General features: G+C 62.8%; 25 protein-coding genes. 13 read left to right on the top strand and 12 right to left on the bottom strand.

Features of this window, described 5'->3' with window-relative positions; translation table 11 throughout:
- Nucleotides 1–71 precede the first annotated feature (71 nt).
- The 4 genes from sugE to rpe form a co-directional block, all read right to left on the bottom strand.
- The gene (gene sugE / locus KIO76_RS12405; RefSeq protein WP_213323566.1) at nucleotides 72–383 is read right to left on the bottom strand and encodes a quaternary ammonium compound efflux SMR transporter SugE; all 312 of its coding nucleotides are present in this window, start codon (nucleotides 381–383) and stop codon (nucleotides 72–74) included.
- A gap of 120 nt (nucleotides 384–503) precedes the next feature.
- On the bottom strand, nucleotides 504–1,058 hold the full coding sequence (locus KIO76_RS12410; RefSeq protein ID WP_213323567.1) for an RBBP9/YdeN family alpha/beta hydrolase: 555 nt from the start codon (nucleotides 1,056–1,058) through the stop codon (nucleotides 504–506).
- Nucleotides 1,059–1,065: 7 nt separating this feature from the next.
- The gene (purB, locus tag KIO76_RS12415; protein ID WP_213323568.1) at nucleotides 1,066–2,373 is read right to left on the bottom strand and encodes an adenylosuccinate lyase; all 1,308 of its coding nucleotides are present in this window, start codon (nucleotides 2,371–2,373) and stop codon (nucleotides 1,066–1,068) included.
- Between the two features lie 161 nt (nucleotides 2,374–2,534).
- On the bottom strand, nucleotides 2,535–3,218 hold the full coding sequence (gene rpe, locus KIO76_RS12420; protein WP_213323569.1) for a ribulose-phosphate 3-epimerase: 684 nt from the start codon (nucleotides 3,216–3,218) through the stop codon (nucleotides 2,535–2,537).
- 177 nt (nucleotides 3,219–3,395) lie between these two features.
- Between rpe and KIO76_RS12425 the strand changes: the two genes are divergently transcribed.
- Entirely contained in the window at nucleotides 3,396–4,637 is a 1,242-nt protein-coding gene (locus tag KIO76_RS12425) for an NAD(P)/FAD-dependent oxidoreductase (protein ID WP_213323570.1), read from the top strand.
- Nucleotides 4,638–4,892: 255 nt separating this feature from the next.
- Here KIO76_RS12425 and KIO76_RS12430 read toward each other — a convergent pair whose 3' ends face one another.
- A complete protein-coding gene (locus KIO76_RS12430; RefSeq protein ID WP_213323571.1) occupies nucleotides 4,893–5,897 on the bottom strand; it encodes a P1 family peptidase in 1,005 nt (334 codons plus the stop codon).
- Nucleotides 5,898–6,055: 158 nt separating this feature from the next.
- On the opposite strand from KIO76_RS12430, the gene KIO76_RS12435 reads away from it, so the two are divergent.
- The 3 genes from KIO76_RS12435 to KIO76_RS12445 all read left to right on the top strand — a co-directional run bounded on the left by KIO76_RS12435 (nucleotide 6,056) and on the right by KIO76_RS12445 (nucleotide 7,777).
- Entirely contained in the window at nucleotides 6,056–6,784 is a 729-nt protein-coding gene (locus KIO76_RS12435) for a cytochrome c biogenesis CcdA family protein (protein ID WP_213323572.1), read from the top strand.
- Nucleotides 6,785–6,971: 187 nt separating this feature from the next.
- Nucleotides 6,972–7,460 (top strand): hypothetical protein, encoded by a 489-nt coding sequence (locus KIO76_RS12440; RefSeq protein ID WP_213323573.1) that lies wholly within the window; start codon nucleotides 6,972–6,974, stop codon nucleotides 7,458–7,460.
- A gap of 83 nt (nucleotides 7,461–7,543) precedes the next feature.
- Nucleotides 7,544–7,777 (top strand): hypothetical protein, encoded by a 234-nt coding sequence (locus KIO76_RS12445; protein ID WP_213323574.1) that lies wholly within the window; start codon nucleotides 7,544–7,546, stop codon nucleotides 7,775–7,777.
- Between the two features lie 184 nt (nucleotides 7,778–7,961).
- On the opposite strand, the gene KIO76_RS12450 is transcribed toward KIO76_RS12445, so the two are convergent.
- The 6 genes from KIO76_RS12450 to KIO76_RS12475 form a co-directional block, all read right to left on the bottom strand.
- On the bottom strand, nucleotides 7,962–9,092 hold the full coding sequence (locus KIO76_RS12450) for a branched-chain amino acid ABC transporter substrate-binding protein (RefSeq protein ID WP_213323575.1): 1,131 nt from the start codon (nucleotides 9,090–9,092) through the stop codon (nucleotides 7,962–7,964).
- A gap of 156 nt (nucleotides 9,093–9,248) precedes the next feature.
- The gene (locus KIO76_RS12455) at nucleotides 9,249–9,623 is read right to left on the bottom strand and encodes a DUF6867 family protein (RefSeq protein WP_213323576.1); all 375 of its coding nucleotides are present in this window, start codon (nucleotides 9,621–9,623) and stop codon (nucleotides 9,249–9,251) included.
- A gap of 1 nt (nucleotide 9,624) precedes the next feature.
- Entirely contained in the window at nucleotides 9,625–10,395 is a 771-nt protein-coding gene (locus KIO76_RS12460; protein ID WP_213323577.1) for an ABC transporter ATP-binding protein, read from the bottom strand.
- Nucleotides 10,392–11,255 (bottom strand): ABC transporter ATP-binding protein, encoded by an 864-nt coding sequence (locus tag KIO76_RS12465; RefSeq protein WP_213323578.1) that lies wholly within the window; start codon nucleotides 11,253–11,255, stop codon nucleotides 10,392–10,394. The genes KIO76_RS12460 and KIO76_RS12465 overlap by 4 nt, the downstream gene beginning before the upstream one ends.
- Nucleotides 11,252–12,685 carry a high-affinity branched-chain amino acid ABC transporter permease LivM gene (livM, locus tag KIO76_RS12470; RefSeq protein WP_213323579.1) on the bottom strand — a complete coding sequence of 478 codons (1,434 nt, stop codon included), beginning with the start codon at nucleotides 12,683–12,685 and terminating at the stop codon, nucleotides 11,252–11,254. Before livM ends, KIO76_RS12465 begins: the two co-directional genes overlap by 4 nt.
- Nucleotides 12,686–12,706: 21 nt before the next feature.
- A complete protein-coding gene (locus KIO76_RS12475) occupies nucleotides 12,707–13,624 on the bottom strand; it encodes an ABC transporter permease subunit (RefSeq protein ID WP_213323580.1) in 918 nt (305 codons plus the stop codon).
- Nucleotides 13,625–14,640: 1,016 nt separating this feature from the next.
- Between KIO76_RS12475 and KIO76_RS12480 the strand changes: the two genes are divergently transcribed.
- Both KIO76_RS12480 and KIO76_RS12485 read left to right on the top strand, forming a co-directional pair.
- The gene (locus KIO76_RS12480) at nucleotides 14,641–15,354 is read left to right on the top strand and encodes a GntR family transcriptional regulator (protein ID WP_213323581.1); all 714 of its coding nucleotides are present in this window, start codon (nucleotides 14,641–14,643) and stop codon (nucleotides 15,352–15,354) included.
- 308 nt (nucleotides 15,355–15,662) lie between these two features.
- Nucleotides 15,663–16,133 (top strand): SRPBCC family protein, encoded by a 471-nt coding sequence (locus KIO76_RS12485; protein ID WP_213323582.1) that lies wholly within the window; start codon nucleotides 15,663–15,665, stop codon nucleotides 16,131–16,133.
- Between the two features lie 91 nt (nucleotides 16,134–16,224).
- Here KIO76_RS12485 and KIO76_RS12490 read toward each other — a convergent pair whose 3' ends face one another.
- The gene (locus tag KIO76_RS12490) at nucleotides 16,225–17,505 is read right to left on the bottom strand and encodes an O-antigen ligase family protein (protein ID WP_213323583.1); all 1,281 of its coding nucleotides are present in this window, start codon (nucleotides 17,503–17,505) and stop codon (nucleotides 16,225–16,227) included.
- A gap of 218 nt (nucleotides 17,506–17,723) precedes the next feature.
- On the opposite strand from KIO76_RS12490, the gene KIO76_RS12495 reads away from it, so the two are divergent.
- From KIO76_RS12495 to KIO76_RS12525, 7 genes are all read left to right on the top strand, one after another.
- Nucleotides 17,724–18,923, top strand: a complete 1,200-nt coding sequence (locus KIO76_RS12495) for a glycosyltransferase family 61 protein (protein WP_213323584.1) — start codon at nucleotides 17,724–17,726, stop codon at nucleotides 18,921–18,923.
- Between the two features lie 222 nt (nucleotides 18,924–19,145).
- Nucleotides 19,146–19,643, top strand: a complete 498-nt coding sequence (locus tag KIO76_RS12500; RefSeq protein WP_213323585.1) for a (2Fe-2S)-binding protein — start codon at nucleotides 19,146–19,148, stop codon at nucleotides 19,641–19,643.
- A 92-nt stretch (nucleotides 19,644–19,735) separates the two neighbouring features.
- Nucleotides 19,736–22,096, top strand: coding sequence for a xanthine dehydrogenase family protein molybdopterin-binding subunit (locus tag KIO76_RS12505; RefSeq protein WP_213323586.1), 2,361 nt, complete (start codon nucleotides 19,736–19,738; stop codon nucleotides 22,094–22,096).
- A 61-nt stretch (nucleotides 22,097–22,157) separates the two neighbouring features.
- The gene (locus tag KIO76_RS12510; RefSeq protein ID WP_213323587.1) at nucleotides 22,158–22,985 is read left to right on the top strand and encodes an FAD binding domain-containing protein; all 828 of its coding nucleotides are present in this window, start codon (nucleotides 22,158–22,160) and stop codon (nucleotides 22,983–22,985) included.
- A gap of 47 nt (nucleotides 22,986–23,032) precedes the next feature.
- Entirely contained in the window at nucleotides 23,033–23,944 is a 912-nt protein-coding gene (locus KIO76_RS12515) for an AAA family ATPase (protein WP_213323588.1), read from the top strand.
- Nucleotides 23,941–25,182, top strand: a complete 1,242-nt coding sequence (locus KIO76_RS12520) for a vWA domain-containing protein (protein WP_291976138.1) — start codon at nucleotides 23,941–23,943, stop codon at nucleotides 25,180–25,182. The genes KIO76_RS12515 and KIO76_RS12520 overlap by 4 nt, the downstream gene beginning before the upstream one ends.
- 55 nt (nucleotides 25,183–25,237) lie before the next feature.
- Complete coding sequence (locus KIO76_RS12525; RefSeq protein ID WP_213323589.1) at nucleotides 25,238–25,561, top strand: XdhC family protein; 324 nt, start codon at nucleotides 25,238–25,240, stop codon at nucleotides 25,559–25,561.
- Nucleotides 25,562–25,564 lie beyond the last annotated feature (3 nt).

The following is a 25,564-nucleotide window of genomic DNA, read 5'->3' on the forward strand; positions in this document are numbered from 1 at the left end:
CTCCGACGCGGGCTTTTTTGCGGGCGGATTCCCTCGGATGTGATCTCTGGCCGGCTGGTATCAGGCGACGTTCAGAGAATCTTGAGCCCGATGATTCCGGCAACGATCATCGCGATGGCGCCCAGGCGCGCCGCGGTCGCAGGATCGCCGAACAGGACGATGCCGAGGATAGCCGTTCCGACCGTGCCGATGCCTGTCCAGACGGCATAGCCTGTGCCGACGGGCAACGATTTGAGGGCGAGCCCCAGCAACACGACGCTGATGACCATGGACGCGGCGGTGAAGACCGTCGGCCACAGCCGGCTGAAACCATCCGCATATTTCAGACCGATCGCCCAGCCGACCTCAAAGAGGCCGGCGATAAACAGATAAACCCACGCCACGGCAGGAAACTCCGTCAAAGGCAGGGTCGTCCCCACCGCTTCGAAGGTAGCCTGCCGGGTCGTCCCGGCAGGGAGGGGCCGGCGAGCCACTCCAGAGGCAAGCAGATACGTGCGTCAGCCTCAGCCGAGTTGCTTTAGGAAGCCGGCAAAACGCATCAAGCCCTCGGGCCAGGGGCCGTGCCCGGAATCCGCATTGATATGGCCGCTATCGCCGGCATCGGCGAGTTCGGCGCCCCAGGCGGCCGCAAAAGCTTCGGCCTCCGTGAAGCTGCTATAGGGGTCCGTCTGGCTCGCCACGAGGAGTGCCGGGAAGGGCAGGGGCGCGTCGGGCACATCGGCGAAATCCGCCTCGCAGGCCGCGAGCTCCTGCATGGCGCGGCGGCTTGGCGGCGCGACGAGGAAAGCGCCCCTGACCACACCGGGAGGAAAGTGGGCGGCGGCATGGGCGACTGCGGCGACGCCGGCGCTATGAGCGACGAGGACCACAGGCCGCCGGGCTTTGGCCACGCGCTGCACGAGCCGCTGCCGCCACGGCTCGACGGCGAGCCGCGACCAGTCGTCCTGCTCCACCCGCTTGGCCGTTGAGAGCTTCTCCTCCCATCGGCTCTGCCAGTGATCGGGCCCGGAACCACCGAGGCCCGGCACGAACAGGATATCGAGATCGGCGGCGCGCATGGGTCCCTCAGCTTCGGCCGAAGACGCGGTTGAAGATCGTGTCCACGTGCTTCAAGTGATAGGTGAGGTCGAAGCAGGCTTCGAGCTCGGATTCTGGAATCCGCTGAATCACTTCCGGGTCGTTCTTCAATAAGGTCAGGAAATCGCCTTCGCCGCGCCACACGGGCATGGCGTTCCGCTGCACGAGCCGATAGGCGTCCTCGCGGCTCACGCCCTTCTGGGTCAGCGCCAGCATCACGCGCTGAGAATGCACGAGGCCGCCGAGCCGGTCGAGGTTCTTCTGCATGTTCTCGGGATAGACGACGAGCTTGTCGACGACGCCGGCAAGGCGCCCGAGGGCGAAGTCGAGCGTGACGGTGGCGTCTGGCCCGATCATGCGCTCGACGGAGGAATGCGATATGTCGCGTTCGTGCCAGAGGGCCACGTTTTCCATCGCCGGCAGCGCATAGCTGCGCACCATGCGCGCGAGGCCGGTGAGGTTTTCCGTCAGCACCGGGTTGCGCTTGTGCGGCATCGCGGACGAGCCCTTCTGGCCTTCCGAGAAAAACTCCTCAGCCTCATAGACTTCCGAGCGCTGGAGATGGCGGATCTCCGTCGCGAGCCGCTCGATCGACGAGGCGATCACCCCGAGCGTCGCGAAGAACATCGCGTGCCGATCCCGCGGGATGACCTGCGTGGAGACCGGCTCGACGGCGAGCCCCATCTTGTCGGCCACATAGGCCTCGATGCGCGGATCGATGTTGGCGAAGGTGCCGACGGCGCCGGAGATGGCGCAGGTCGCGACCTCCTCCCGCGCGGCCACGAGGCGGTCGCGGTTACGCTTGAACTCGGCATAGGCCTGCGCGAGCTTGAGGCCGAAGGTAACGGGCTCGGCGTGGATGCCGTGCGAGCGGCCGATGGTCGGCGTCATCTTGTATTCGAAGGCGCGCCGCTCCAGCGCGGCGAGCAGGGTGTCGATATCCTTGAGGAGGATGTCGCTGGCCTTGACGAGCTGCACGTTGAAGCAGGTGTCGAGCACGTCCGACGACGTCATGCCCTGGTGCACGAAGCGGGCTTCAGGCCCGACGATCTCGGCGAGATGGGTCAGGAAGGCGATGACGTCGTGCTTCACCTCGCGCTCGATGGCATCGATGCGCTCGACGTCGAACGTGGCGGCGGAGCCCTTCTCCCAGACCTTTTCGGCGGCCTCTTTCGGCACCACCCCGAGCTCGGCCAGCGCCGTCGTGGCATGAGCCTCGATCTCGAACCAGATGCGAAACTTCGTTTCGGGCGACCAGATGGCAACCATCTCGGGGCGAGAGTAGCGGGGGATCATCACCTATTCCTCGTTGAACGGGGGCTGCCTTGTCTTATCCGTGGCCGCCTCACCTATAATACTCGTCGGGCCTCGTCACCTCCCAGGGACTTGGCCTCATACGTCCTGGCCTCATAACGTGCTGGCTGACTAAAGTCGGGGGCCAGTAAAGTCTCCGGGCCTTACGCCCATTCGCCGCGAGCCGTCTCAGCCGCTTTGCGAATGGCATCGATATGGCCGGAATAATGCGCCGCGCCGTCCTTGAACACCGCCGAGCCGGCGACCAGCACGTCGGCGCCGGCCGCGGTGACAAGCGGCGCCGTCGCGGCCGTGATACCGCCGTCGACCTCGATGTGAATAGCCCGTCCGGCGACCATGTCGCGGATCGCGGCAACCTTTTCCACGGCCGACGGAATGAAGCTCTGCCCGCCGAACCCTGGATTGACGCTCATCACCAGCACGAGATCGACGAGATCGAGCACATGGGCGACGGCGGATGCCGGTGTGGCCGGATTGAGCGCGACGCCCGCCTTCTTGCCGAGGGCCCGGATCGTTTGCAGCGAGCGATGCAAATGCGGCCCGGCTTCGGCATGGACCGTGATGAGATCGGCGCCGGCCTGGGCGAAGGCCTCGAGATAGGGATCGACCGGGGCGATCATCAGATGCACATCGAGCGTCTTCGGTGTCACGGGGCGGATGGCCCGCACGACTTCAGGCCCGAAGCTGATATTCGGCACGAAATGACCATCCATCACATCCACATGGATCCAGTCCGCGCCCGCCCCGTCGATGGCACGGACCTCCTCGCCGAAGCGGGCGAAGTCGGCGGCGAGAATCGAGGGGGCGATGATGATGGGGCTACTCATGGGTGTGGTTGCCATTGCTGCCAAGATGACCGGTCAGGATGTGCGAGACCGGCAGGTAGCACGCCCGCCGCGGTGCGGCAAATCACAGGCGACGATAAAGCCTTATGAAGATGGTGTTGCACCGGCAGAAAAGCTATGCAAGCTCGTCGTTTCACAGCGCGGTGATCGAGGGATTCCATGCAATCTGACGTCGTGGTGCTCGGCGCGGGCATCGTTGGTATTTCCGTTGCTCTTCATCTTCAGAAGCGTGGGCGCTCCGTTGTTCTCCTCGATCGTCGCGGTCCGGCGCAGGAAACGTCCTATGGCAATGCCGGGCTGGTGCAGAGCGAGGGCGTTTACCCCTATGGCTTCCCGCATGATTTCGGCGCGTTGCTTCGCTACGGCCTCAACCGCACCATCGACGCACATTACCATCCTTCCGCGCTGCTCGATCTTGCGCCATTCCTGTGGAAATACTGGCACCATTCCCGTCCGGCGCGCCATGCGGAGATCGCCAGGAAATACGCCACCCTGATCGCCCACTGCGTGTCCGAGCACGACGCGTTGGCGCGCGAGGCGGACGCCACCCAGTTCTTCAAGCGAGACGGCTGGTTCAAGGTGTTTCGTACACCTCAGCAGCGCGACATTCGCCTCGCAGAGGCGGAGCGCTGGCATCGCGAATTCGGGCTTGGCTATCGGGCGCTCGACTTGCCGACGCTTGAGGCTGAGGAGCCGCATCTGGCGCCCGTCCTCATCGGTGGGCTGCACTGGACCGAGCCAACCACGATCAATGACCCGCACGGGCTGGCGGTTGCCTATTTCAAGCATTTCGAGGCGCTCGGCGGCCGCTATGTGCAAGGCAATGCCGCCACCCTCGAGAACGTCGGCCAGGGTTGGCGCCTCGTCACGCCACACGGGCCGCTCACGGCAGGAACGGCCGTCGTGGCGCTGGGACCGTGGGCGGACATGGTGACGAAGCCGCTCGGCTACCGCCTACCGCTCGCCGTGAAGCGCGGATATCACATGCATTACCGGCCCGCGGGCGACGCGAAGCTGAACCACCCGGTGCTCGACACCGAGCGTGGTTATTTCCTGGTGCCGATGGCACGCGGTGTCCGCCTGACCACGGGCGCGGAATTCGCCCGTCGCGACGGTATGAAAACGCCGGTGCAGTTGGCACGCGCCGAGCCCATCGCGCGGGAGTTCTTCCCGCTCGCTGAACGGCTGGACAACGAGCCCTGGATGGGCGCGCGGCCCTGCACGCCCGATATGATGCCCATCATCGGCAAGGCGCCCCGCCATCCCAATCTCTGGTTCTCCTTCGGCCATGCCCACCATGGCCTCACGCTTGGTCCGGTTACGGGACGGTTGATCGCCGAAATGGTCACCGGAGAGACGCCCTTCGTCGATCCGACACCCTTCCGGGTTGATCGGTTCTGAGAGGGCGGGAAAGACCTTCTCTTGCCGAGACGTTCTTCCCTCACCCTGTCCCTCTCCCACTCGGGAGAGGGGACGCTAGTGATCGGCCGTTGTGTGACGGTAATGGCTGGCTCACACCTCTCCCCGGCGGGAAGAGGCGGGCACGCCAAGTCGGGGTATTGCCGGCTTGGCGCTTTCCCGATGGTCAGCACGGCAACAGCCGTGTTGCCATGTGCCGGGTCAGGGTGCATCGCGCGCCGGCAGGTGAGCGCAGGCTCAGCCGCTCCGCCCGAACTTGTCGCGCCAAGCCGGCGGTGATTCCGGAAACGGCAGGGCGGTTGCCTCATAGACGCCGCGTGCGATGGCGCGCGCCAGGCAATCGGCGGCCGTCGCACCGATTTCGATGATGTCGTTGTAACGGTCGATCAAAGGCTTGCGACCGGTGGCCGCGGCGAAGACCGTGTCGCCGTCGAAAAGCGCGTGCGACAGCCGCAGCCCCTTGGCGAGGCCGGTCTGGGCCACCATGGCGAGGCGCTTGGCCATCGCCTTGTCGAGCACGGCGTCGGTCGCCACCATGGCGATGGTGGTCGCGGGCTGTGGGCCGCCCTTCCAGTGCATGGGCCGCATCTCCGGGCGGACATGGGCGGGCAGGCCGAGACCGCCGAACTCCGCGTCCACTTCATAGGCGCCGGCCCAGAAATGCGGGCCGCCGTCGATGACCGCAGATCCAATGGCATTGACGACGACCATCGCGCCGACGGTGAAGCCATTGTTCGTCACGGCGCTGGCCGAGCCGAGACCGCCCTTGAGATTAACCGTCGTGGCGCCATAGCCGCCGCCCGCCGTTCCCAACGCGAAGTCTTCGGTGGCTGCCTCGCAGGCAGCGTAGCCCAGCTCGCGATAGGGCGGATAGCGGCCCCAGTCCTTGTCGCCGCCGTTGAGCAGGTCGAAACAGATGGCCTGCGGGACGAGCGGCACGCGTACCGAGCCGACGAGAAAGCCGCGCTCGTGCTCGCGCAGCCAAGCCTGAACGCCGCCGGCCGCATCGAGACCGAAGCCGGATCCGCCAGACAAGACAATGGCATCGACCCCTTCGGCGACGGTGTCCGGTTCGAGGCAACCGGTGTCGCGGCTTGCAGGACCGCCGCCAACCGCAATCCAGGAGGCTGTGGTCGCCTCATCGAAAAGCGCGACGGTTACACCTGAAGCGAGCTTTTCATCATGGGAATTGCCGACTCGGATGCCCGCGACATCGGTGATGAGGTTGCGACCTGCGCCCATGCTTTTTCCCCCGGTACAAAGCGGACCTGATGGCCACACTGCCTGATATGCGGCGGTCATTTCAATAGCGGGCCGCATCCCGTGCCGTCGCTCACATTCGCGCAATGTGGCGCTATGTGCTCTTCCTCCGCCAGAGGGCGACCGCTAGAACAGCCGGCATGACGCACGTGTCCTTTTCCGCCGCAGCGCTGGCCGGACTGCTGAGCTTCCTCAGCCCCTGCGTGTTGCCGCTCGTTCCGCCGTATCTCACCTATCTGGCAGGCACGACGATTGACGAGCTCGGGACGCGGGCAGCGCCAAAGGTCAACCGGCGCGTGATCGCGACGGCACTCCTGTTCGTGCTTGGCTTTTCCACCGTCTTCGTGCTGCTGGGTGCCACCGCCTCGGCGCTAGGACAGATCTTTCGCCAATACGTGCATATCCTCGGCACGCTCGCTGGCGTCGCGATCATCATCATGGGCCTGCACTTCCTTGGCGTGTTCCGCCTGGCTTTTCTCTATCGCGAGGCGCGGGTCAGCGTGCGCAAGCCGGCAGGCCTTGGTGGCGCCTATGTCATGGGCCTCGCTTTCGCGCTGGGCTGGACGCCCTGTATCGGGCCGATCCTCGCGGCAATCCTGGCGGTTGCGGGTTCCGAGGACTCCGCGGGGCAGGGCGCGCTTCTCCTCGCGATCTATTCCGCTGGTCTCGGCATTCCCTTTCTCATCGCAGCCTTCGCCATGCCGCCGTTCATCGCCTTCCTGAAGCGCATGCGCACACGGCTCCAGCTCGTCGAAAAGGCGATGGGGGCGCTCCTCATCCTCACTGGCATCGCTTTTCTCACCGGCAGCATCACCAACATGTCCTTCTGGCTGTTGGAGACCTTTCCAGCGCTCGGGCAGCTCGGCTGAGCAGCCGCTCAAGCGGGATCCGCGTTACTGCGAGCGAATGGCCGCCGCTGGCCATGCTAATGTTGCCGGAGATGTACCCCTCTTTCGATACCCTGTAACAATGGCTCCGCGCCACGTTTGAGCTTTGCCCCGTGGGAGAGCCCGCGGTGGTCGAAAGGGCCTACGGCGCGGAAGATGGAGCGGGGCGATGAATAATGCGGCGGCGATCACCACGATAGCACGTGCTCTAGAGAACAAGCCGGACATTCGGGCGCTGTTTCTAGGAGGGAGCTACGGCGTAGGCCTCGAGGATGCCTACAGCGATCTCGACTTCATCTCCGTGACCGCCGCCGGCCCGACGGATGCATTCGCCAGCCTCTGGCGCGACGCCGTCGGCCAGACGGGGGAGATTGTTCTTTGGTGGGATCGGCAGGTCAAGCCGATGCTTATCAACGCCATCACGGCTGAATGGCTGCGCGTCGACGTGCAGATTGTGGTGCCCGAGCAGATGCAGCAGTTCTCGCAGGGCAGCATCAAGGTGCTTTTCGATCACGACCGCATCTATGACGCTTTGGCTCGAGTGCCCGACGTGAGTGCGCCGAACCAGCGACGCTTGAAATGGCAGTTTGAAGAATTCATCCGAATCCTTGGATTGCTGCCTCTCGCCATAGACGGCAGGAGTATATCAATTCAGTAACCGGCGTTTTCCACCTTCGCAATCTGCTCATTGATCTTCTTATCGAGGAGACAGGAGCCCCCAATAGGGGCGGTGCACTGCACTTGAACAGGTTGATCACCCGCGAACACCGGGATGTCCTCGAGGCCTTGCCCGCGCTTACGCCGCACCGCGAGGCGATTGTCCCGGCTTATCTCGCCTATGCGACCGCTTATCTCCCGAGAGCCCGGCGGTTCGCGCGAACCCTCGGCATCGAATGGCCCGAGCGATTTGAAGAGGCAATGTGGGCACGCCTCAAAAGGGAGCTGGCGATCGATCAACCCCATATCGCACCTTGAGGAGGCGTCGGGATGGCGCTGTTCGGAGCGCGCATCAGAAAATGAGATCGAAAAATTAATAAGTTTCGACAACTGAAGATTTGGATCGCAAGCGCGGAGCTCGCGAGGCAGGCCCACCAGCCGGATAGAAACAGCCCGCCACAGTGACCTGAGGCGGGCTGCTCAAAGCACGAAGCTCCGAAAATCAGTTAGTCAGCTCATTGCCGGCATAATTGATCTTGCCGTCGGCATCTTTCTTCCAGACATACATGACGTAGTCCGGACGGGTGATGTCGCCCTTCTTGTCGAAGGAGAGATCGCCGAGCACGGTCTTGAAGGTCTTGCCGGAGTGGATGACCTCCGCGACCTTCTTGGGATCGAGGGATTTTGCTTCCTCGGCCGCTTGCTTGACGATCTGCACGCCAGCATAAGTGTAAAGCGTGTAGGCCTCGGGATCGATGTTCTTTTTCTTGAACTCGGCCACCGCATCTTTCGCGGCAGCGTTCTTCCGCGGATCGGGCGCGAATGTCATCAGCGTGCCCTCAGCACCTGGGCCTGCAATCGAGACAAACTCACTCGACACGATGCCGTCGCCTGACATCAACGGCGCTTTGAGACCCTGGTCTCGCATCTGACGGATGATGAGACCGGCTTCGGTGTAGAGGCCACCGAAGTAGACGAGGTCGACATTCGCACTTTTCAGCTTGGAGGCGAGAGCTGAATAGTCCTTCTCGCCTGTATTGACGCCCTCATAGAGCACGGGCTTCACGCCCTTGGCTTCCATTGCCTTCTGGGTCTCATCGGCAAGGCCCTTGCCATAGGGCGTCTTGTCGTGAACGACCGCGACGTTCTTGCCCTTGAAATTCTGGGCGATGTAAGCGCCAGCCACGGCTCCCTGCTGATCATCACGGCCGCAGGTGCGGAAGATATTCCACATCTTGCGCTCGGTCAGCGTAGGATTCGTGGAGGCCGGCGAGATCGCCAGTATTCCCGCCTCGTTATAGACCTCGGAAGCCGGGATCGACACGCCGGAATTGAAATGTCCGATGACGAATTTCACGCCCTCGCCAGCGAATTTATTGGCGACCGAAACGCCCTGCTTGGGATCTGCGACATCGTCGCCGACGGAGAGGACGATCTTCTCGCCGAGAATGCCGCCGGCCTTGTTGATATCCTCGACAGCCTGTTCGGCACCATTCTTGAGCTGGGCACCGAAGGAGGCGCTGCCTCCCGTCATCGGGCCGGCCACGCCCATTTTCACATCGGCCAGCGCCATGCCGCTGAAGGCCAAGCCAAAACCCAGCGCCACGCTTGCCAATAGAAAATTCTTGTTCATACGGCAACTCCTCTGGATCTCCCCCGAAGCCCGGGGGGCTTCGCTGACGGGCTTTACGCCCATCCCTGACTATGACTGTCGCGCCTTTTCCGCGCGAAGTCATCCGGATTCCGACACTCCGTTCTTCACCTTTCGGCCAGTATTGCCCCCCGAATCTTAAGCGCTGCTATGGTTGCCGCTGTCCTGGCGGCGCTCCCGCCAGCTAAATGCGCTTGTTCGCTCATAAAGCCAGCGATATTGGGTCGTCATCTGCCTTGTACGCGTATAGCGGTAACCCGCTAAGCCGATGACGGATATAACGATAGTATCGACGATGTAGTAATGAATGGAAAGCAGCAGTCCATTAAATAAAGCGAAGTGAATAAACCGTACGCCGAGGCCAAGAACCATCAGGTAGGCTATACATTGCGCGACACTTCCCCACGTCCTCGCGACGGCGCGGCCCGTCATCCACGCAGCCCACCCCCCCATGATGCAGGTCACCAGCACGAAGAGCCAAAATGACGGTTCTTCATAGAGAATGCCCTGCATATCAGTGCCTCCCGCCTTCGAGATAGGCCGCGCGCACCTGAGGATCCGCAAGAAGATCCTTCCCCGTGCCCGACATGGTGATGGAGCCTGTTACCATCACATAGGCGCGGTGCGCGAGCTTGAGGGCATGGTATGCGTTCTGCTCGACGAGAAAGATCGTCATGCCTTCGCGGTTCAACTCGCGGATGACGTCGAAGATCTGCCGCACGACGAGAGGCGCAAGCCCCAACGAAGGCTCATCGAGCAGGAGGAGCTTAGGCCGGCTCATCAGCGCCCGAGCAATCGCCAGCATCTGTTGCTCGCCGCCCGAAAGCGTGCCACCGCGCTGATGCAGCCGTTCCTTCAGCCGGGGAAAAATTCCGCAAACACGTTCGAGGTCCTGCTCGAAATGCGCGAAGGCATTGATCGAAGCACCCATCTGCAGATTTTCGAACACGGTCATGCGCGGGAAGATCCGCCGACCCTCCGGAGATTGCGCGATGTTCAGCAGGGCGATCTCGTGGGTCGCCATCCGCGTGATGTCGCGACCAGCGTAGGTGATCGTGCCTTCGCGCGCCCGCGGGTTACCGAAGATCGTCATCATCAGTGTCGATTTACCCGCGCCATTGGCGCCGATGAGGGTAACGATCTCGCCTTCGTTGACATCAATGTCGACGCCCTTGAGGGCGATGATATTGCCGTAGAATGTCTTGACGCCGCGAATAGTGAGGAGCGCCTTGGCGGCCGGAGCAGGTTGCAAGGTGGCCTGAGCCGTGGTGCTTGCTTCGCTCATCGGCCTACCTGTGCCTCGACTTTTTCCACGTCTTCGTCCTCAACTCCGAGATAGGCGGCGATGACCTTCGGGTCATTGCGGACGGCCTCGGGCAGGCCATCGGCTATTTTTGTACCGTAATCGAGCACGACCACGTGGTCGGAAATCTGCATGACCACCGACATATCATGTTCAATGAGGAGCAACGAGGTCTGGTCCACGCTGCGGATCGACAGGAGAAGCTCGTTCAGCTCCAGGCTTTCCCGCGGATTGAGGCCGGCGGCGGGCTCGTCCAGGCACAACAGGACCGGCTCGGTGCACATCGCCCGGGCGATTTCGAGCCGACGCTGGGCACCGTAGGGCAGGTCGCCGGCGGGATCGTCCGCGCGATCGATAAGGCCGACCTTCTCAAGCCAGTATTTCGCTTTCTCGATCGCCTGGCTTTCCGCGTTTCGGAAGCTGGGCAGACCCACCAGGCCGCCGATGGTGAAGCCTGAGGCGATCATCAGCGAATTATGCTGGGCAACGAGCAGGTTCTCGAGGATCGTCATGCCCGAGAAAAGGCGGATATTCTGAAAGGTGCGGGCGACCCTGGCCTTCCAGGACACACTATGGCCCGGGAGGCGTTCGAGAAGATGCTGCGAGCCATCCGAATGGGTGAGGGTGATCATCCCCTCGGTTGGCTTGTAGAAGCCCGTGATGCAGTTGAACACGGTGGTCTTGCCGGCGCCGTTCGGCCCGATCAAGGCAGTGATCTCGCCACGCCCCACCTTGAAGGAGAGATCGTTGATCGCGACCAGACCGCCAAAACGCATGGTCAAATGCTCGACGGTCAGAATTGTCTCGCTGCCGCCGGATGTGGAGATGGAAGGCGCCGTCATCCGTGGCCCTCTTTCACCAAAGTGCCGGAAATCGCCTTGCGAACGCCGAGCACGACCGAGGGATCACGATGGGAGACGAGCCCGCGCGGTCGCCATACCATCATGGCCACCATCGCGGCCCCAAACAGGAGCAGGCGGTATTCATTGGGGTCGAACCCCTCCCCGAATACCGCGCGCAGAAAGCCGAGATTACGGAGCATCTCCGGCCCGGCCACCATGACGGTGGCAGCGATGGCGACGCCGATCTGGCTGCCCATGCCGCCGAGCACGACGATCGACAGGATGATCGCCGACTCCAGAAAGTTGAAGCTTTCCGGTGAAATGAACCCCTGCCGCACGGCGAAGAACGCCCCCGCGAAACCGCCGAACATGGCGCCGATCGCAAAGGCGGTGAGTTTGGTGTTGGTGGTGTTGATGCCGAGTGAGCGGCAGGCGATCTCGTCCTCTCGCAATGCCTCCCACGCCCGCCCTACCGGAAGGCGCCGCAGACGCATGGTGACGATGTTGGTGATCAAGGCAAGGACGAGGATGAGATAGTAAAGGAAGACCATGCGGTGCATGGTGCTGAACTCAAGCCCGAAGGTGGCTGCGAAGCCATTGTCATCGGCTGTGAAGGGGATGCCAAAAAACGAGACGCGCGGGATCGAGGCGATGCCGGCGCCGCCATTCGTCAGGTCCACCCAGTTGATCAGCACGAGACGGATGATCTCGCCAAAAGCCAGCGTCACGATGGCGAGATAGTCGCCGCGAAGCCGCAGTACCGGGAACCCGAGCAGGATGCCCCAAAAGGCTGCCAGAATGCCGGCGACCGGGAGGCAGATCCAGAACGACAGGCCGAAAGTGGTTGCCAGGAGCGCGTAGGAATAGGCACCAACCGCATAGAACGCGACATAGCCGAGATCGAGAAGTCCCGCGAGGCCAACCACGATATTGAGGCCCCAGCCCAGCATCACATAAGTCAAAACCAGGATGCCAAGGTCGATCCAATAGCGGGATTCATTGAGCCCTCCCGTAACGAGATAGGCGATCAGCGGATAACCGATGGAAATGCCGAGCAGCGCCGGCGCGGCGTAGAAGAAGATCTTCTGGCCGAGCGTCGATGGTGCTTCAACGCGCGTGACCAGGATTTCGCGACGCTTCGCCGAGCGCCTGCGCGCGATGTGAATGCCACCGAGATTGAGGGCCAGCCTCACCACGAAGACGATGAGACAGAGAGCGCCGACAACACGCCAACGTGGAAGCAGCATGAGCTCGTTGATCATGCTGTTTTCGGTGCGGAACGCGATGATCGGGATCGACAGGCCGAGCATCACCAGCGCGGCAAGAGCCGCATTCTTGACTGCGGGAAGTAATTCACTGCCGCCGGGGCCTCGCTCGGCTGTTGAGTTGTGGGGAGATCCCGTTGTGTGCGCAGCGGAGGGGACGTTCATGCGTTAGTCTCCTCGCGCATCTCAGACCTTTTCGACTTCCGGTCGCCCGAGGATGCCGGACGGCATGAAGATCAGAACGATGGCCAGGATGGAGAATGCCGCGACGTCCTTGTATTCGATCGAGAAATAGGCGGACCACAAGGTCTCTACGAGCCCGATGATCAAACCGCCGAGGACGGCGCCCGGCAGCGAGCCGATGCCGCCGAGGACGGCCGCCGTGAACGCCTTGACGCCGGGGACGAAGCCATCCGAGAAACTCACCACGCCATAGTAGAGGAGATACATTGTCCCGGCGACGGCTGCGAGCGCTGCACCCATCACGAAGGTGAGCGAGATGGTCCGATCGACATTGATGCCCAGCAATGCCGCCATTTTGCGGTCCTGCTCGCAGGCGCGTTGTGCGCGACCCAATGGTGTCTTCTGAACGACATACCAGAATATCGTCAGAAGTACCGCCGTTGCCACCATGATGATGATCTGCTTGTACGCGAGCGTGACGGCATAACCATTGTCCTCGAAGAGAGTGATGCCGCCGTTGACGATGGGCGGGATCGACTTGTTGCGCGCGCCTTGCACGACCTGCACGAAATTCGACAGGAAGATCGACACGCCGATCGCTGAAATCAGAGGCGCAAGCCGGAACGAGCCGCGTAGAGGCCGATAGGCTATGCGTTCCACGGCCCATCCCCACAGCGATGTCAGGATCATCGCCAGAACCAGCACGATGAGCAGGGCCAGAGCGATCGAGCCGATACCCAGCCAACTGGTCAGGAGGATGAAGAAAATCAATGCAATAAATGCCGATAGCATGAAGACGTCGCCATGGGCGAAGTTGACCATGCCGATGATGCCGAAAACCATCGTATAGCCGATGGCGATGAGCCCATAAATAGAGCCCAGCGTCAGCCCATTGATGAGCTGCTGCACAAAAACTTCCATATCGCGCCTTTGCCCCCCGTGGCGTCGGGATGCTTATGTCTATCAGGCGGCAATCATGCCGGAACTTATCTCAATACTTACATGACGCCGGGCGAAGACGTTCCCATCACGCTGCAGTGATCGCATTCTGTGTCCTCTGGTATCAATGACAATCGCTTACGTTGATCGCCTTGTCAAAACTATGCCGCGAAACCGTCGGCGCGGAAACTACGACGATGGTTGAACGCCTCCAGTGCGGCAGCTGCAATCTGCGCCGCTTTGAAGGTCTTGCAGGCGAGATCGCCGTCTCCAGGGGATTTGATAGATGGCGAAGGTGGCGCTTACGTCGGATCTCGACGCATTTCGTGATGCAGGCGACGCCCTTGGTAATCCACCGGAAATACACAGGTTTAGTTGTGACTGATAGATCGGTGATGATGGATCGCCTCCCTGGTTGACGGCTCGAGGCGAATGCGCGACGCGTTTGACGTGCTTCGGCAAGAATTTGAGATATCAGTGGAAATGGAACCGCCGCGGCAAGTGATCCTGTGCCGTAATTGCCATGAACAAAGTGGTGGCCGCTATTTCGGTCAGGAGCGCTGTCATGATATCCACAGCCGAACTGATCGATGGGCGATACGCTCATCACTGGTGTTTTGCTGAGGCGCGGCAGCGGCACTGACCGCCTTGGCCCAGGCGGGTCTCTCCTGCCTGGCCGCCGGCAGGTCGCGGCTATGGGTCCGTCCCTGCATCGGTCATGACGCTCGTCCTGGAATGTGCCCCAGGAGCCTGGTCCCGAGGCCATCGACAGGAGATCTCGATGCGATAACGCGTACATTCAAGCGACAGGTGTCGCGCTCGGCTCAACCGCGATCCACGAGATGAGCTCGCGAAATCACACGACGGTCGCTGCTTTGTCCCATGCAGGGGTGCGACGCCGTTAGCTATTGATTTTATTTATGTATTTCGAGCGTCGGTCCCGCTTCCCTGTCGGGAGTCTTTTGGCCGACTGCCATTGCAAACGCAGGTTGATTGTTATGTCCATAGTTCCGACGAATCCCGGCCCGGATGATAAATCCAATACACCGGCTGCGGAAACAGGCACCTCTGTCTCAGACGAGACCTTGGCTGAACGCGCCTATCGCCTCATTGAAGATCAGATCATCAGCTTAGCTCTTCCGCCAGGCATGCGCCTGACTGAGCAGGAGCTCGCATCGCGTCTCGAAATTGGCCGCACCCCAGTTCGAGAGGCGCTGCAGCGTCTCGTCAATGATGGCCTGGTCGTTGTTTTCCCCCGCAAGGGGATCGCGGTTTCCGTCGTTAATCCGCTCGATGTCCTGATGGCTTTGGAGGTCCGGACGGTGCTTGAGCGCCTTTTGGCCGGTGGAGCCGCCCGACGCGTCGGTCCGCAGGCGCGGTCGGAACTCGTCGCGCTCGCGGAGCAATTGCGAGCCGCTGCCGAGGCAGGCGATCACGACAGGTTCGTGGAGCTCGATCGATCAGTCTACCGGCGCCTTGGTGAAATTGCTTCCAACCCCTTTCTGGTCAGGGCGCTTGCGCCGCTGGAAGCCATGGCGCGGCGCGCGCGCTATTACTTTCTGCGGAACGATGATCTGACGGAGCCGGCGCGCTTGCATCGGACCATGATCGAGCACGTTGTGGCCGGCGACAGCGCAGCCGCCGAGGGGGCATCCGAAGCCCTGATGGATTATCTGCGTGGCGGCATCAAGCGCACGGTCGTCGGCATGTAAGTGTCAGAAGGACCGCGCCGGCTGCTTTCCCCAGCGATCGCCAGAAGCGGAGGCGGTTGCCGAAGGGCGGTTTTCTCCGTTCTGTTACCTGCTCTAGGAAAGGTGCCATTTCGCCATGTGTCTTCACGAGGAACCTTCGTGGAGAGACTGGGAGCATCGCGTCGGGTGGTGATGCCAGGAAAGGGCTGGGCATCGCGAACTCTTGGTCCCAGAATGCTGATGTGAGAACCTCCTCAGATAGGGGGGGCTGGCCAAGTGTTCCCGGGCGCGGTATTCCGGCCCAACCCAATGATGGAGGAAGCTGCGCCGTGGCAATGACGATGACGGGCGAGTTCATTCTCGCAGCTGAACCGCAGGCCGTGTGGGAGAAGCTCAATGATCCCGAAGTGCTGAAGGCCTGCATCGCCGGCTGCGAAGAACTGGAGAGGACTGATGAGGGGGGCTTTCGCGCCGTCGTGAAGGTGAAGCTCGGTCCCGTCAAGGCAACCTTCAAGGGAAAGGTCACGCTGACCGATCTCAACCCGCCGCATGGCTATACCATCGTCGGTGAAGGCGAAGGGGGCGTCGCGGGTTTCGCAAAGGGCACAGCAAAGGTTGGGCTTGAGCCCGTGCCGGAAGGCACCAAGCTCTCCTATGACGTCGAGGCTACCGTCGGTGGAAAGATCGCCCAGCTTGGCGGGCGATTGATCAACGGCGTCGCCAGGAAATACGCGGATGATTTCTTCGCCAGTTTCGCGGCGATCGTTTCGCCAGAGCAGGCTGAGACCACGACTGGTTGACGCGGTCCGCCGATTGCGGTTCGGCTGGAATCGTGGGCATGGACCTGGATGGAGGATGGAATTCCGTCCAAGTACATGAATTTCGAAAGTGTCAGCGAGACGGGCCGGCACCACGAAGGGTCGGTGAGAGCGTGAGGAAGGCTGGCAGCCAGAAGAACAGGAAATGTGCGTTCACGAAGGTGAACGCATCCGACAGATCGGTGACCATATAAACGAGTGAGAAGACGAGCAGGAAAAGACTGAGGCGTGCAAGGCGCCCGGCCGCCGACGATGTCTGGCCGTTCTCGCGGGTCGCTCCGATATCCGTCAACGTAGCGGCGACGGAATTGATGATGATCGCGAAGAACGCGAGCGCCGCCGGAATGCCGAAATAGAAGGCCGGCCCGAGGTAGCCGCTATGGGGATGACGACCGAAGGGATTCTCAATCTCGGCTGTCGGGCCCGCGCCGAGCCACGGATGCGCCGCGATGGATTGAGCCGCGAGGCTCCAAATATCCATGCGATAGGATTTCCGGCAAATGTCGCCACCCTGGCTGCAGGCGAGATCTTGCAGCGCTGCTTCGTTGAGGACGAGGAGGGCAGGGGCTGCCACCGCCGTGAAAATTGCAACTGCAGCGATGAGCCGGCCCCTGCGGCCCGCCGGCAGATGCAGGGCGATGGCAAGGACGATGGCCGCCAGGAACGCTGCGACGATGGGGCCTCGGCTGAAGGTGAGGACGAAGCCGACGGCGCTGATCACCGCTGCCGCGAGCAGGGCGAGCCGCAGTCGTCCACGCTCGGCCAGTGCTGCCGTGAGAGCCGTTGCGACGCCGAAGATGAGGGCGCCAGCGCTGAAGATCGCGCCATTCGCACGGCCATAAAGATGGAGGCGCACGAAAGTCGGCCATCCGATCACGACTTGGCCCAGAATGGCGATGACAGTCGCTGCCGCCAGCACAAAGGCGGAAACGAGGAGCAGCTGCCGGGGAAAGTCCGGGTCTCGGCGCAGGGCTGTCAGGACCACCACCCCGAATGTAAGAATGGCAAGCGCGTTTCCGGCAGCCTGCCAAGCCTTGCCTGATCCGCCGGTGCCGCGGAACAGCACGCCCACCACCTCCCAGGCGACGATGGCGAGGATGAGGAGCGCCGCGAACCTCGGCCGAGGATCGGTGAGCAACATCCGCTGCATGCTACCGTCGGTGGCGAGAATCACGATCCCTGCCGCGATCAGACCAATGAAGACCGCAAGCCAGAAAAGATGAAGCGGTACGAGTGTAATGGCAACAACGGTCGCATAGACAAGGACCGATGCGAAGCGATCGCGACTGAGGACATCGCTCCGGGTGAGCCACTGAGCCTTGGTGAGCCATTCGGCGGCCGATGGTGCGGGCATGGACTCCTCGGATTCGTGACCTGGACGACGGGACTGTGGCCAACCGTCGCTCAACCGCAGGCAGCTATGGCAATGCCGAGGGCTGCGGTCAACGTGGCATCAAGCGGGTAGGACCCTGATGCGCATGTCTTGCTGGTTGTCTCGCGCTTTCCTATAAGGACGCCCGCGCGCCGGCAGCGGCGAGGCTGCACGACGAACAAAGATCAGGAGCCTGCTCGATGGGGCGTCGCCGTTCCCGCCTCGCCCTAGCCATGGATCTGAAGCCGAAAGCCTTTGCGCTGTTCGAGCGTCTGTCGCGGGTTGGTCGCCGCTCGCCGCTGCATCTCGGCTTCTTCCCGGATATCCGCCCCTATCCCGACCGTTTCGTCCAAGTCTTCCAGAACGACCGGTACAAGATGCGACTGGCGAGCGCGCTCTATGCGGAGGTGCTGCCGGAACTCGCAGTTGACAACTGGGATGTGAAGCTACCGAGCTTTTCGGAGGCGGATGAGACGATCATCCGCCGCTTCGTCGGCATCCTGCGGGATGCGATCGTTCCCGGCCACACCCTGACGCCAGTGGATGCCGAAAGCCTGGCCCAGCTCGCGCTGGACGAGAGCCGTCTCGCCAACTGGAACTTCGCCTATCCCGCGCCCATCCTGCTCAAGCGCCGCCTTGTCGAGGGGCTGGGCATCGTGTTGCCGCCCTATCCCCACTATGGGCATCTCTTACTCGATGTGCTGATGCCGATCGCTCACGCATTGCGGCTCGGGGCGGGCGAAGGTCGGAAGCTCACCATCATCACAAAAGCCCATCGCATTCCGCTCATCAATGCTTTCGTGAGCGGTCTCAGGAAGCTTGGCCATTCCGTCGAGGTGATGGAACTGACGCCTTTCGAGCATGCGGTGGTCCCCGAGCTCCTGCTCACCCGTTCGCTGTGCCGCAATGTCGAGCGCGCCTATGGGCTCCGCGAATCTTTGCCTTACCTGCGTTCCATCTTCGAGGCGGCCTATGGACCGGTTTCGGTCCCGGCATCGCCGCTCGTCTATTTCTCGCGGGGTCAGTCGCGGCTGCGGCGGTTGCTGAATGAGGATGAGCTTCGCCACGGGCTCGTCGCCCGCGGATTTTCAGTGTTCGAGGCAGGGTGGGGCAACCATCCCCAGCAAATAGCCACGTTCACCCAGGCGTCGGTACTGGTCGGTGTGCATGGGGCGGGCCTGGCGAACGTGGCGTGGATGCAGCCGGGCGCACATCTCGTCGAGATCTTCCCATCGACCTTCCGGAAGACCACCGGGCTGCATTGGGCAGCCGAGCATGATCTCGACTATGACTTCTTCCTGGCCTCAGCGGAAGGCGCGATGCAGAGCTTCAGCATCGATTGTCCCGCCTTCTTCGCCAAACTCGACGCCATCGTGACGCGATCGCAGCTACGACCTTAGTCGTAGCCATTCCGATTATCGAAGAAAATCGCCTGAAACGGCCACTTTAGGGGCTCGATCTCGTGACGGCCGCCCCGCGAAGCGGCCTTGACCTACATTTTTATGATTCTAGACTGTTCACGGTCCTTCGTGGCCACATGCAGGGGCATTGCACGGCGCCCCGCCCAATAGCGCAGAAGGGCTTTGTTCAAGTGCCCCATTCAGCCACCAAGGGAGCCCACCATGACCTCCGTGTCGATGACGGTGAACGGCAAATCCGTATCCGCCGATATTGAGCCTCGTACCCTTCTCGTCCAGTTTCTCCGCGAGCACTTGCGGCTCACGGGTACGCATGTCGGCTGCGATACCAGCCAATGCGGGGCTTGTGTCGTGCATCTCGACGGGCAGGCGGTCAAAAGCTGCACCACGCTTGCATTGTCGTGTGACGGCGCATCCGTGCGAACCATCGAAGGCCTTGCGTCGGATGGCGCGCTGCACCCGATGCAGGAAGCTTTTCGCGAGCACCATGGCCTGCAGTGCGGCTTCTGCACGCCCGGCATGATCATGTCTGCGGTCGATATCGTTGAGCGCTGCGGCCATCATCTGGACGAGCACACCATCCGCGAGGAGCTCGAGGGTAATATCTGCCGCTGCACGGGGTACCACAACATCGTCAAGGCGATCGCGGCCGGTGCCGAGGCCATGGGCGCTTCCGCGCCGATGAAGCACGCCGCTGAATAGCGACCACGCCGAAATGGCCGGGCCGACGGCAAATAACCAGAATCGGCAGGACTATATCCGGGAGAAGACGCCGGCAGGCGCGGGAGGCTGAGATGAACGCCACAGGTATAGGCGCTGCGGTGCGCCGCAAGGAGGACCAGCGTTTCATCACCGGGAAGGGGCAGTATACGGACGACATCAACCGGGCGGGACAGGTTTACGCCGTCTTCGTGCGTTCTCCGCATGCCCATGCCGAGATCCGCAGCATCAACAGTTCCCAGGCGCTCGCGATGCCGGGCGTCGTTGCGGTGCTGACGGGCGCCGACCTCGCGGCGGACAAGATCGGCGGGCTCATCTGCGGCTGGATGATCCATTCGAAGGATGGCAGCCCGATGAAGGCTGGAGCCCATCCTGCCCTGGCGCTTGGCAAGGTGCGGTATGTCGGCGACCATGTCGCCGTGGTGATCGCCGAAACAGCCCTCCAGGCCCGCGATGCGGCGGAGGCCGTAGTGGTGGACTACAGGGAACTGCCGGCGGTCGTCGATCCCGCCAAGGCCAACGGCGCCGCGGCTCTCCACGATGTCGCGCCCGATAATACGGTGTTCTCCTGGCCGCTTGGCGACAAGGCCGCGACTGAGGCCGCGTTCGCGAAGGCGGCCCATGTCACGCGGCTCGATTTCACCAATAACCGTCTTGTGCCCAACGCCATCGAGCCCCGCGCGGCCGTTGGTGACTATGATGCCGGCACGGGCACCTTCACGCTCTATACGACGAGCCAGAACCCGCATGTGGCCCGGCTCGTGCTGTCCGCCTTCATCGGCATCGCGCCGGAAAACAAGCTCAGGGTCATCGCGCCCGACGTGGGCGGCGGCTTCGGCTCGAAGATCTTTATCTATGCGGAGGAAACGGTCTGCGTCTGGGCCGCCAAGCGTGTCGGACGGCCCGTGAAATGGACCGCGGACCGCACGGAGGCTTTTCTCGCGGACGCTCATGGGCGCGACCATGTGACCCGCGCCGAACTCGCCCTTGACGCCAAGGGCAAGATCCTCGGCCTGCGCGTGCATACCATCGCCAATCTCGGCGCCTATCTGTCGACCTTCTCGTCGTCGGTGCCAACCTATCTCTACGCGCCGCTGCTCTCTGGCCAGTACGACATTCCCGCGATCTATGCCGAGGTGGATGGGGTCTACACCAATACGGCGCCTGTCGATGCGTATCGCGGCGCGGGACGGCCGGAGGCGACCTTCGTGGTCGAGCGGCTGGTCGAGGTCGCGGCGCGCGAGATCGGCTCGGACCCGGTGTCCTTCCGTAAGAAAAACTTCGTCGCGAATTTCCCGCATCAGACGCCGGTGATCATGACCTACGATGTCGGCAACTATCCGGCAGCGATGGACAAGGCTCTGGAACTCGCGGATTACAAGGGCTTCGGACGCCGCAAGCGGGAGAGTGCCAAGGCGGGCAAGCTGCGGGGGCTTGGCTTCTCGGCCTACATCGAGGCCTGCGGCATTGCTCCCTCACAGGCGGTCGGTTCCCTGGGCGCCGGTGTCGGCCTGTGGGAATCGGCGGAAGTGCGAGTCAATCCAACGGGATCCGTCGAAGTGCTCACCGGATCTCACAGCCACGGCCAGGGACATGAGACGACCTTTGCGCAATTGGTCTCGGACCGCCTCGGCATTGGCATCGACCAGGTGAGCGTGATCCACGGTGATACCGACAAGGTCCAGTTCGGGATGGGCACCTATGGCTCGCGCTCCGGCGCGGTCGGCATGTCCGCGATCGTCAAGGCGCTCGACAAGGTGATTGCCAAGGGGCGCAAGGTGGCAGCCTATGTGCTCGAGGCATCCGAGAGCGACATCGAGTTCAAGGACGGCCGTTTCACCGTGGCCGGCACGGACAAGGGACTGGCCTTCGGGGAGGTCGCCTTGCAGGCTTATATCGCGCATAAGTTCTCAGGCCAGGAGCTGGAGCCGGGCCTGAAGGAGGGCGCCTTCTACGACCCGACCAATTTCACCTTCCCGGCGGGCGTCCACATCTGCGAGCTGGAGATCGACCCGGATACCGGGGTCGTGCGGATCGACCGCTGGACGGCGGTGGACGACTTCGGCACGGTCATCAACCCGATGATCGTCGAAGGGCAGGTCCATGGCGGCATTGCCCAGGGAGTCGGCCAGGCGCTGTTCGAAGGTGCACGTTACGATGAACAGGGGCAGCTGATCACCGCCAGCTTCATGGACTACACGATGCCCCGTGCCGATGATCTGCCTTCCTATACGGTGGGCATGACCGTCACGCCCTGTCCCTCCAACCCGCTCGGAATCAAGGGGTGCGGCGAAGCCGGCGCCATCGCCGCGCCGCCTGCGGTGATCAACGCCATCACGGACGCGCTCGGTCACGAGCACGTCGCCATGCCAGCAACGTCACAGGAGATATGGCGGGCGTTGCAGCGCACGCCGACGCGCATGGCGGCGGAATAAGGATCGGCAGCCCGACGTCAATGCGAGCTTCGCACCCGTTTCCCCCGTGGGAGAGACAGACATGTACGCCTTTGACTATCATCGCCCCGACAGCCTGCGTAAAGCCGTCAATCTCGCCGCCAGGGTAGAGGACGCGAAGTTCCTCGCCGGGGGGCACACGTTGCTTCCTACGATGAAGCAGCGGCTAGCCTCGCCCGCGGCGCTCATCGATCTCAACAAGGTCACGGAACTTTCAGGCATCGAACTGCGCGGGCGAACGGTCGTGATCGGCGCTATGACACGCCATGCCGCCGTCGAGCAGTCGCCGGAGCTCCAACAGGCGCTGCCGGCGCTCGCCGAACTCGCCCACCTCATCGGTGATCCGCAAGTTCGCCACCGCGGCACCATCGGCGGTTCCATCGCGAACAACGATCCCGCGGCGGATTATCCGGCGGCCTGCCTCGCACTGGGCGCGACCATTGTGACGACGAAACGCAAGCTGACGGCGGATGAATTCTTCACGGGCCTTTTCGAGACGGCGCTCGACGACGGCGAGATCATCACGAAGGTGATTTTTCCGGTGGTGAGTCGCGCTGCCTATGAGAAATTCCGCAACCCGGCGTCCCGTTATGCGCTCGCCGGCGTCTTCGTGGCCAAGCGTGGGAGCGACATTCGCGTCGCCGTCACGGGCGCGGGTGAAAACGGCGTCTTCCGACTGCCGGAGTTCGAGGCCGCGTTGAAGGTGCGTTTCTCGCCGAAGTCGATCGACGGCTTGAAAGTCTCCCCGGACGGCCTCATCGGCGACATCCACGCCGATCCGGCCTATCGCGCCCAGCTGGTAGCGGTGATGGCGCGGCGCGCGGTGGCCAAGGCGGCGGCGCGCCGTCTTGACGGCGCCACCTTGACCTGAGACGGCTAGGCAGCCGGGCCTCGGAAAGCTCCGGCTGGAGTAACTGCATGACATCCCTGCCGTCTTCCATCGATGAGACACTCACGCTTCTCGGCAACGCCGGCTATGTGGCGGACCGGCCGCTCGCGACGGTGTTGTTTCTTTCCCTCCGAATGGGCCGCCCGCTGTTCCTTGAAGGCGAGGCGGGCGTTGGCAAGACCGAGATTGCGAAGGTTCTGGCGGGGGCGCTTGGCCGCCGCCTCATCCGCCTCCAATGCTACGAGGGGCTCGATGTCGCTTCGGCGGTTTATGAGTGGAACTATGCGGCGCAAATGATGGCGATCCGTCTGGGCGAAGCGGCGGGCGAAACGGATCGGGAGCGGCTTGAGGCGGACGTGTTCTCCGAACGTTATCTCCTGAAGCGGCCACTTCTGCAGGCGTTGGAACCTGACACCGTGGGACCGCCCGTGCTTCTGATCGACGAGCTGGACCGCACGGACGAGGCCTTTGAAGCTTTCCTGCTGGAGGTCTTATCTGACTTCCAGGTTACGGTGCCGGAATTCGGCACGATCCGGGCCGACAATCCACCCATCGTCCTGATCACATCCAATCGCACGCGTGAGGTGCATGACGCCCTGAAGCGTCGTTGCCTCTATCACTGGGTCGATTATCCCGACGCGGAACGGGAGCTTGCCATCGTCCGCGCCCGTCTCCCGCAGGCTCCGGCCGAGCTCACGCGGGAAATCGTCGCCTTCGTCCAAGCTATTCGCAAGGAGGAGCTCTTCAAGGCGCCGGGCGTCGCCGAGACGCTTGACTGGGCGTCGGCGCTGGTCGAGCTCGACGCCGTTGCACTCGATCCGGCTGTGGTGTCGGACACGCTGGGCGTGCTCCTGAAGTACCAGGACGACATCCAGAAAATGCAAGGCTCGGCCGTGAAGGCGATGCTTGACGCCGTGCAGGCCGAGCTGAAGGCGGCGTGAGCGAGGCTCGGGACAACGGAGGACAGGTGGCGCGGCAAGGAGAGGCTGCTGGCCATCTCGCCGATAACATCGCCTATTTTGCGCGGGCGCTGCGCACGGCGGGGTTGCCGGTCGGGCCAGGAGCTGTGATCGACGCGATCGGCGCGGTCGAGGCAGCTCATGTCGGCACGCGCGCGGACTTCTACTGGACGCTGCACGCCATTTTCGTGAAAAAGCACGAGCAGACGGTGATTTTCGACCAGGCGTTCCGCCTGTTCTGGCGTCGACGCGCGCTCGTCGAAAAGCTGATTGCTGCTCTGTCTCCGATCGCGCCGGGCGAACAGAAGTCGGAGGATAAGCCTAAGCCCGGCGCGGAGCGTGTGGCGAGCGCCTTTCCTTCGGCCAAGCGCGAGCCTCCGCCGCCAAAGCGTGAGCTCGAGTTGTCGGCCCAGTTCACGATGTCGGATCGTGAGCGGTTGGCGAGCCGCGATTTCGCTCAGATGTCGGCCGCGGAGGTCGCGCAGGCCAAGCAACTCATCGCGCGGCTCGTTCTCCCTCGGGACAAAGTCGAGACCCGCCGCTGGCGCGCGGACCATCGTGGCCGGCGCATCGATGCCCGCGCCAGTTTTCGCCGCGCGCTGGCGACCGGCGGGCATTTTGTCGATCTCGCATGGCGGCGGCGCGATGAACGCCATCCGCCAATCGTCGCGCTGGTGGATATATCGGGTTCGATGGCGGACTACAGCCGTCTCTTCCTGCATTTCCTGCACGCGCTTTCCGGGCGACGGCCCGTGGCGAGCTTCGTTTTCGGCACACGCCTCACCAACATCACGCGGGCGCTCGCGCGGCGTGATCCCGATGAGGCGCTCGCCAGCGCCTCGCTGCTGGTCAAAGATTGGGAAGGCGGCACCCGGGTCGCCGCCTCCCTCGCTCAGTTCAATCGCCAGTGGTCGCGACGTGTGCTGGCCCAGGGCGCGATCGTGTTGATGTTCACCGATGGCCTGGAGCGGGAGGTCACACACGAGCTCGGGGCCGCGATGGACCGTCTGCATCGCTCCTGTCGACGGCTCATCTGGCTCAATCCGCTCCTGCGCTATGATGGCTTTCAGGCTAAGGCGGGGGGAATACGCGCCATGCTGCCGCATGTCGACGAGTTCAGGACCATGCATAACCTGAACGCCATGGAGGCGTTGGTCGAGGCGCTGTCGGCGCAGACGGGCGGGGCGGACCCGCGCCGATGGTTGCTGCCCGCCGCGTGAGCTACGATATATCGAAGCAGGCATTAGCCTTGCTTACAACAATGGGAAACCGCCGATGCTCGCGACCGATGATCAGATCCTGAACGAGGCGGAGGCCTGGAAGCGCGCTGGCCGCGAGGTGGCGATCGCCACGGTGGTCGAGACCTGGGGCTCCGCGCCCCGACCGGTCGGCAGTCATCTCGTCATAGACGGGGAGGGTAATTTTCTCGGCTCGGTATCCGGTGGCTGCGTGGAGGGCGAGGTCATCACCCAGGCGCTCGATGTCATCGCCGAGGCAACGCCCCGCATGTTGGAATTTGGCGTCGCCGACGAGACCGCCTGGCGCGCAGGGCTTTCCTGCGGCGGTCGAATCCGTGTCTTCGTCGAACCGTTGATCTGAGCG

This window comes from Chelatococcus sp. YT9, from assembly GCF_018398315.1.
Lineage (GTDB): Bacteria > Pseudomonadota > Alphaproteobacteria > Rhizobiales > Beijerinckiaceae > Chelatococcus.

Coding starts and splice junctions, on each gene's coding strand:
- KIO76_RS12410 (WP_213323567.1), bottom strand. CDS start 1,058: ATGCGCGCCGCCGATCTCGATATCCTGTTCGTGCCGGGCCTCGGTGGT.
- purB (WP_213323568.1), bottom strand. CDS start 2,373: ATGATCCCCCGCTACTCTCGCCCCGAGATGGTTGCCATCTGGTCGCCC.
- rpe (WP_213323569.1), bottom strand. CDS start 3,218: ATGAGTAGCCCCATCATCATCGCCCCCTCGATTCTCGCCGCCGACTTC.
- KIO76_RS12425 (WP_213323570.1), top strand. CDS start 3,396: ATGCAATCTGACGTCGTGGTGCTCGGCGCGGGCATCGTTGGTATTTCC.
- KIO76_RS12430 (WP_213323571.1), bottom strand. CDS start 5,897: ATGGGCGCAGGTCGCAACCTCATCACCGATGTCGCGGGCATCCGAGTC.
- KIO76_RS12435 (WP_213323572.1), top strand. CDS start 6,056: ATGACGCACGTGTCCTTTTCCGCCGCAGCGCTGGCCGGACTGCTGAGC.
- KIO76_RS12440 (WP_213323573.1), top strand. CDS start 6,972: ATGAATAATGCGGCGGCGATCACCACGATAGCACGTGCTCTAGAGAAC.
- KIO76_RS12450 (WP_213323575.1), bottom strand. CDS start 9,092: ATGAACAAGAATTTTCTATTGGCAAGCGTGGCGCTGGGTTTTGGCTTG.
- KIO76_RS12455 (WP_213323576.1), bottom strand. CDS start 9,623: ATGCAGGGCATTCTCTATGAAGAACCGTCATTTTGGCTCTTCGTGCTG.
- KIO76_RS12460 (WP_213323577.1), bottom strand. CDS start 10,395: ATGAGCGAAGCAAGCACCACGGCTCAGGCCACCTTGCAACCTGCTCCG.
- KIO76_RS12465 (WP_213323578.1), bottom strand. CDS start 11,255: ATGACGGCGCCTTCCATCTCCACATCCGGCGGCAGCGAGACAATTCTG.
- livM (WP_213323579.1), bottom strand. CDS start 12,685: ATGAACGTCCCCTCCGCTGCGCACACAACGGGATCTCCCCACAACTCA.
- KIO76_RS12475 (WP_213323580.1), bottom strand. CDS start 13,624: ATGGAAGTTTTTGTGCAGCAGCTCATCAATGGGCTGACGCTGGGCTCT.
- KIO76_RS12480 (WP_213323581.1), top strand. CDS start 14,641: ATGTCCATAGTTCCGACGAATCCCGGCCCGGATGATAAATCCAATACA.
- KIO76_RS12490 (WP_213323583.1), bottom strand. CDS start 17,505: ATGCCCGCACCATCGGCCGCCGAATGGCTCACCAAGGCTCAGTGGCTC.
- KIO76_RS12495 (WP_213323584.1), top strand. CDS start 17,724: ATGGGGCGTCGCCGTTCCCGCCTCGCCCTAGCCATGGATCTGAAGCCG.
- KIO76_RS12500 (WP_213323585.1), top strand. CDS start 19,146: ATGACCTCCGTGTCGATGACGGTGAACGGCAAATCCGTATCCGCCGAT.
- KIO76_RS12505 (WP_213323586.1), top strand. CDS start 19,736: ATGAACGCCACAGGTATAGGCGCTGCGGTGCGCCGCAAGGAGGACCAG.
- KIO76_RS12510 (WP_213323587.1), top strand. CDS start 22,158: ATGTACGCCTTTGACTATCATCGCCCCGACAGCCTGCGTAAAGCCGTC.
- KIO76_RS12515 (WP_213323588.1), top strand. CDS start 23,033: ATGACATCCCTGCCGTCTTCCATCGATGAGACACTCACGCTTCTCGGC.
- KIO76_RS12525 (WP_213323589.1), top strand. CDS start 25,238: ATGCTCGCGACCGATGATCAGATCCTGAACGAGGCGGAGGCCTGGAAG.